At 59.9% G+C, this 6,623-nt stretch carries 6 protein-coding genes and 1 pseudogene; 3 read left to right on the top strand and 4 right to left on the bottom strand.

Going from position 1 to position 6,623, the window contains the following annotated elements; genetic code table 11:
• A pseudogene (locus AAC083_RS04400) lies at positions 1–298 on the bottom strand (AraC family transcriptional regulator); the annotation flags it as partial.
• 141 nt (positions 299–439) lie between these two features.
• On the opposite strand from AAC083_RS04400, the gene manA reads away from it, so the two are divergent.
• Positions 440–1,687: a mannose-6-phosphate isomerase, class I gene (manA, locus tag AAC083_RS04395; protein ID WP_108535926.1), complete on the top strand. Its 1,248-nt coding sequence runs from the start codon at positions 440–442 to the stop codon at positions 1,685–1,687.
• Between the two features lie 187 nt (positions 1,688–1,874).
• Here the strand turns inward: manA and AAC083_RS04390 are convergent, their stop codons facing one another.
• A complete protein-coding gene (locus AAC083_RS04390; RefSeq protein ID WP_108535925.1) occupies positions 1,875–2,030 on the bottom strand; it encodes a hypothetical protein in 156 nt (51 codons plus the stop codon).
• Between the two features lie 508 nt (positions 2,031–2,538).
• Between AAC083_RS04390 and AAC083_RS04385 the strand changes: the two genes are divergently transcribed.
• The gene (locus tag AAC083_RS04385) at positions 2,539–2,868 is read left to right on the top strand and encodes a hypothetical protein (protein WP_108535924.1); all 330 of its coding nucleotides are present in this window, start codon (positions 2,539–2,541) and stop codon (positions 2,866–2,868) included.
• A 24-nt stretch (positions 2,869–2,892) separates the two neighbouring features.
• On the opposite strand, the gene AAC083_RS04380 is transcribed toward AAC083_RS04385, so the two are convergent.
• Entirely contained in the window at positions 2,893–4,089 is a 1,197-nt protein-coding gene (locus AAC083_RS04380; RefSeq protein WP_108535923.1) for a MalY/PatB family protein, read from the bottom strand.
• 85 nt (positions 4,090–4,174) lie between these two features.
• Positions 4,175–5,746, bottom strand: coding sequence for a maltose/glucose-specific PTS transporter subunit IIBC (gene malX / locus AAC083_RS04375; protein WP_108535922.1), 1,572 nt, complete (start codon positions 5,744–5,746; stop codon positions 4,175–4,177).
• Between the two features lie 305 nt (positions 5,747–6,051).
• On the opposite strand from malX, the gene AAC083_RS04370 reads away from it, so the two are divergent.
• On the top strand, positions 6,052–6,623 hold a 572-nt coding region (locus AAC083_RS04370), incomplete at its 3' end, for a LacI family DNA-binding transcriptional regulator (RefSeq protein WP_375134740.1).

Below are 6,623 nucleotides of genomic sequence, written 5' to 3'. Positions count from 1 at the left end.
CCCGTTCGATCCGTATCCGGCTGAGGTAGTCCACCAATCGCATAGGACACTGCTCGCGAAACAGATGGGAGAGATGGCTGGCCAAGACGTTAAAGCGGTGGGTGATGGGGCGGTGAAAATTTTCCCGGATATAGAGGCAGCTTCCATGAAACAGGTAATTATCGGTGGGGGAGCGGCCGGGATCTTCGGTCAGCACGCTTATCTCCTTACAGCCCTGCTCCTTGTCCCAAATCTGGTTGAGGTATTCGCCGCTGAACACCCGTTCTAGGCGGGGAGCGTTGACCTGATAGCTGAAACCGGCCCTCCCCCCTGATCCTGATCAAAGGAGAGAGGCAAGCGGTTGCGGCGGTAAAGGCCGCCCATGTTATAGTCCGGTCTACAGCAGCAATGCCACCCTTTTCTTCACCCGACTTTCTTCAAACTAAATGAGGCGTCCCTTATGAGCAGTCGCGACCTGCCTTCTTTTTTGTTAATGCAAAATCCGATTCAAGACTACGACTGGGGCAGCCATGACGCCCTCACCGCCCTGTTTGGCATCCCCAATCCAACGGGCAAACCCCAGGCCGAGTTGTGGATGGGCGCCCATCCCAACGGCTGCTCAGAGGTAACGCTGGCGGGCAGGGTGCAGAAGCTCTCTGTGGTGATCGACGCAGCTCCGGCCGCTGCGCTGGGCGAGGCCACCCGGGCCCGCTTCGGCAGCCTGCCGTTCCTGTTCAAGGTGCTGTGCGCCGAGAAGGCCCTCTCCATCCAAGTACACCCGAGCAAGGCCCAGGCCGAAGCCGGTTTTGCCAGGGAGGAAGCCGCCGGCATCGACCCCAAGGCGAGCAATCGCAACTATAAAGACCCCAACCACAAACCGGAGTTGGTGTTTGCCCTCACCCCCTATCAGGCGATGAACGGCTTTCGTGCCATTCCCGCCATCCTGGCGCTGTTCGAGCGGATCAAGCTGGCGTCCATCGCCGATCTGGTCGCGGCCCTTGCCACCAACCAGAACGAAAGTGGTTTGCAGCACTTCTTCCACCAGTTGCTGATCCTGACTGGGGCACGCAAGGAAGCCGCGCTGGCGGCCCTGCTGGCCTATGCCACCGACCATCAGGATGAAGAGACCTTTGCGCTCATTACCAGTCTGGCCGCCCAATATCCGGGGGATGTGGGGCTCTTCTCGCCGCTCTTGCTCAATGTCGTGACCCTCAAGCCGGGTCAGGCCATGTTCCTCGATGCCTGCACCCCCCACGCCTATGTGCGCGGCACGGGTCTTGAGATCATGGCCAACTCCGACAACGTGCTGCGCGCCGGTCTCACCCCAAAATATATCGACGTGGCAGAGCTGCTGGATTGCACCCGCTGCCAGCCCAAGCCAGATGACCAGATCCTGCTGGCCCCGCGCTGTGAGGGCATGACCGGCAACACTGTGCAGCACTTCGATGTACCCGTACCGGACTTCACCTTCAGCGTCTATCCGGCAGGCGAGCATGCGCTCACCACCGCCAGCGCCGAGATCCTGTTTGCCATCGATGGCACAGTCACACTCAAGCAGGGCGGCGAGACGCTGCGCCTCGAGCAGGGCCAGTCCGCCTTTGTCCCCGCCGCTACCGGCCACTACCAGCTGCTGGCAGAAGGCCGGGTCGCCCGCGCCGGCAACAGCTGCCAAGACGTGCCCCCTGCGCAGGTTTCAATGACTGCCTAAACGAACAAGGACCATCACTGATGGTCCTTGTTGTTCCCTGCAAGCATCTTGGTTTGTCAGGCTGCGCTTCATAACAAGTGCAAGGGTGCAATCTCCCGGCCAATAAAAACCCCCAGTCTCCTCTGAGGCTATGGGGGTGTTTATTGTCTGCTTGACCGATGGCCATCACTAGGTGGCCGTCGGCGAGCTAGTGTTTTTCAGCTTCCGGCTGGGGCGCTTCTGAACGATCCCGTTCCCGTTGCAGTTCATCAACCCTGGCTTGCCATTTGTCGTGGGCCTGTTTCTGGCCTTGTGACTCAAACTCCTGGCGCATGGTGTCGATCTCTTGGTCAAGTTTTTCCATCAGGATGTCTCCTTACATCATAGGGTTACACACTGGCTGACGGCACTGTTGGCCAACCTGCTCCTTTGATTGGACACCGATCCCACCTAGATTGTCCAACTAAATAAACGATTGATTATGCATAAACCAATCTAGCAAACAGCTTTCAGATCCTTATGAAACCCCACAAAATCATTCTGACCCGATGTCATTAAATTCAACATTTCCCTCTATTATCAGTTCATTGAGGTGATGTCGTCCTACTATCTCGCAGACAACCTCAAGATCTGCTGGTTATGCACATTTTTTTCACGCGGCTCGGCCAGGCCATCGGCAGGGAATCGACCAGGGCGCTGAAGAGGAGATGCCCTCCAAACTGTTCTTCATTATCGCCTCCCCGGCAGACGGCGCCAAAAGGCTACCTTGACGGGGATGGCACACTCAGCCCGCAGCAAGATAAGATAGGATCCATATTGTACCCACCAACCCCAGGGCCCTGCGGCCCATCACGGACGGAGTCTTGACGCTCATGGAATTGACGGACGTACTACTCACCCTGGCGGGCCTGGTGACCGTCGCCATCATCCTCAAGAACAACTCGGTCGCTCAGCCCGACTGGGACAAGCTGCCCACCCTGCCTAAGTACCTCAGCTTGCATCCCGAATGCGCCACCGAGGATGACGAGCACGCCAGCTGCTACGCCTGCGGTTCCCGCAAGGTACTGTTCAGCCCGCTTACCTGCGTCGGTGATTACCGACTGCGTCACACCTGCCTTGCCTGCGGCAAGGTGCTGTTTAGCAGCCGTGCCATCCTCGGACGGGCTAACTCTCCCGATACCAAAAAGCTGACCTCACAATAAACAAGCCGCCCGGAGCGGCTTGTTTTATCTGGCATGCAACTCCCCCAGCGCGCCGATCAGGGCGTCGAGCCCCTGATCGACCTTTGAGCGCGGGCAGCCGACGTTGAGGCGGATATAGCCTTTGCCTTCGGGGCCATAGGTGTCGCCACGCATGATGGCGACCCGGTATTTCTCCACCAGCAAGGTTTGCAGGGCATCCATCCGCTTGGTGGAGTCGATGCCAAGCCCGCGCAGATCAATCCAGGCGAGATAGGTCCCTTCAGGCACCCGATAGTCGATGGCGGGGAACGCCGCATTGAGCCGCGCCGCCACATTGGCGAGGTTGCCGTGCAGATAGGCTTTCAGGGCATCGAGCCACTCGCCGCCGTCCCGATAGGCGCTGATATGGGCCAGTACCCCGAGAATGGGGGGGGAAGATAGCCCATGGGCCGCCTTGAGCCGCTGCAAATAGGCGGCCCGCGCCGGTGCGTTGGCGATAAAGGCGTAGGCGCCGCCAAGGGCCGGAATATTGAAGGATTTGGAGCCCGAGCTCACCAGCGCCCAGTTATCGTCCGGCGCCACCTCGCTCCACGGCAGGTAGCGGGCAAAACTCACATCCATATGGATGTCGTCCGAAATGACCTTGACCCCGTGGCGCTGGCAGATAGCAGCCATTCGGCTCAATTCATCGCGCGTCCAGACCCGGCCGGTGGGGTTGTGGGGGCTGCACAGCAGCAAAATGCGGCAATCGGTGCGGGCGGCTTGCTGCTCAAAGCACGCCCAGTCAATCTGGTAACTCCCCTGCTCTTTTTTGAGCGGGCAGGGCAGCAGCACCCTGTCATTGGCGGCCAGCATATTGCCGAAGGCGTCGTAGGCGGGGGTATGCACCAGCACCCCTTCGCCCGGCGCCGACCAGAAGCTCACCAGCTGGGCAATCACATAGATGACCGAGGGACCATAGACCAGCGTATCCGGGTCGAGGGTTGCCCCGTAGCGGTTGGCAAACCAGTCGCTCACCGCCCCCTTGAAGTCACTGTGATTCCAGCGGCTGTAGCCAAATACCCCGTGTTCGAGCCGCGTAGCCAGGGTCTGGCGAATGCAGGGGGCGGTCTCGAAATCCATGTCGGAGATGGTAAAGGGGAGCAGGTCGGCGTGGCCAAAGCGGTCGGCCACATAGTCCCACTGGGTGCAATGGGTGCCGTGGCGGTCGACCACACGGTCAAAATCATCAGTATCGCGCATGAATTTTCCCCATTCATAAACAGGAGACATATTATGAGAGGCAAAGAGGGGGCTTGCGCCCCCTATTCGGGTTTTATTGACCAGATCAGCCCCTCATCAGGCTCTGCAACTGGTTTTTCACCAGATGCACCTGAGGACCAATCACCACCTGCAGGTTGTGCTCGTCGAGCTTGATCACCCCGATGGCGCCGTTCGCTTTCAACAGCTTGTCATCGACCCGGCTCATATCCTGCACCGACATCCGCAGGCGGGTGATGCAGTTATCGAGCGCGAGGATGTTATCAGCCCCGCCCAGCGCGTTGAGGATGATTTCACCGTTGTAGCCGCTGTTACCAGCTTTCTTGCCTGCGGGCTGGGCTGCCTCGCTGGTCTCGATTTCGCGGCCGGGGGTTTTCAGGTTAAAGCGTACGATGGCGAAGCGAAACACGCTGTAGTAGATGGCAAACCAGATGGCGGCCACCACCGGCACCAGATACCACTTGGTGGCGGTGCCTTGCAGCACGCCGAACACCAGAAAATCGATGAGGTTGCCGTCGGTGTTGCCGATGGTGACGCCGAGCAGCCCCATGGTCATAAAGCCCAGACCCGTCAGGATGGCGTGAATGACGTAGAGCACGGGTGCCACGAACAGGAACAGGAACTCCAGCGGCTCTGTGATGCCGCCGATGACGCAGGCCACCACGCCAGAGACCAGCAGCGCCTTGATCTTGCCGCGATTTTCCGGGCGGGCGCAGTGATACATGGCGAGCGCGGCACCCGGCAGACCGCCGAGGAAGGCAGGCATCTTGCCCTGAGAGAGGAAGGAGGTGGCAGAGACCGAGAAGCCAGTGGTGTCGGCGCAGGCGAGCTCGGAGTAGAAGATGTTGAGCGCGCCGCTCACCTCGTTGCCGCACACCAGTTGAGTGCCTCCCGCTTCGGTAAAGCGAATGAGCGCCACCAGAATGTGGTGCAGGCCGAGCGGCAGCAGCAGACGCTCACCGGTACCGAACAGGAAGGGGCCGAAGGGACCGGCGTGGGAAATCAGCGCACCGATACCATTGATGCCAGCGGCAAACCAGGGCCAGGCGAAAGGCACTACCAAGCCGACCACCCCCAGCACCAGCACAGTGATGATGGGCACGAAGCGGGCACCGCCGAAGAAGGCGAGCGCATCGGGCATCCGGTAGGTGTAAAAACGGGCGTGCAGTTTGGCAACGATCACCCCGACGATGATGGCCCCCAGAATCCCGGTGTCGATGGAGCTGATGCCGAGGATGGATTTCACCCCGTAGGCCTTCTCCGCCGCCGCGTCACCGATGACGTTGGCCACCGTCAGGTAGAAGTTGATAGAGAGATTGAGCGCCGCATAGCCGACGAAACCGGCAAAGGCCGCCACCCCCTTCTCTTCCCGCGCCAGCCCCAGCGGAATGGCCACCGCGAACATCACCGGCAGGTAGATAAAGGCCACCAGCCCCACCTTGGTCATCCAGAGGAACAGCAGTTGCAGCACGGTGTTGTCGAGGAAGGGCATGCTCTGCTTGACCGCATCGCTGGTGAGCGAGCTGCCGACACCGAGCAAAATGCCCGAGAAGGCCAGCAGGGCGACCGGCAACATAAAGGTCTTGCCGAGGCTCTGCAGGAACTCCCATATCGTGGATTTGGCTTGAGGCTTGGCCATGAAACGGCTCCTTGTGAATAAACAGCAATGTCTGCGGCTTCCCTCACCGCTGCTCGTGGCAGAGACTCGGGTCGGCATCAGGTTTTGCTGGATGATAAAACGTTTTATCAAGCAACAAGTGCCGACAGGATCACAGAATGGCTGGCCCGAATGATGAGTGGTGCAAAATCTGTGAGCCAGATCGGCGCAGCGGTGATGTAACGTTTCACTTGGGTATACGAGGAGGTATGCTGTGGCTCTCCGGTCTCTTTGCCCATGGCTGCAGCACTCGCCCTATGTCGTCACAACCCATGCCGTCCAAACCTATGCCACCCAAACTGCAACCATCGAAAAACGTCAAGATCACCGATGTCGCTCAACTGGCGGGGGTCTCGGTCACGACCGTCTCCATGGTACTCAATGGCAAGGGGCGCATCTCGCCAGCCACCGCCGAGCGGGTGCAGCAGGCGATCAAGCAGCTTGATTACGTGCCCAACAGCGCCGCCGCCAACCTGCGCAGCCAGCAATCCAATCTGGTGGGGCTGATCCTGCGCGACATCACCGACCCCTTCTATACCGAAGTGACCGCCGGGGTGAGCGAGGTGCTGGAGCAGCAGGGCTACCTGCTGTTTCTGACCCAGTGCGGCCACAGCCCGGAGCGGTTGCAGCAGAGCATACAGTCGCTGTCACGCCAGGGGGTGGCGGGCATCATCTTCAATCCGGTGCGCGGCGCAGCGGCCAAAACCCTGGAGATCCTGCTGGGCTCGCAACTGCCGGTGGTGTGCGCCGCCCGCTCCTACTATCGCGATGACGTGGACTTTATCGGCCCCGACAACACCCATGCCGCCCAGCAGGCCACCACCTACCTTATCGAGCAGGGCCACCGCCATATCGCCTA

Origin of the sequence: Aeromonas sp. HMWF014 (assembly GCF_963878295.1) — a bacterium.
Classification (GTDB): Bacteria; Pseudomonadota; Gammaproteobacteria; order Enterobacterales; family Aeromonadaceae; genus Aeromonas; species Aeromonas popoffii.
The sequence above is the reverse complement of the archived record's forward strand: the minus strand, read 5'-3'. Positions and strand labels throughout refer to the sequence as shown.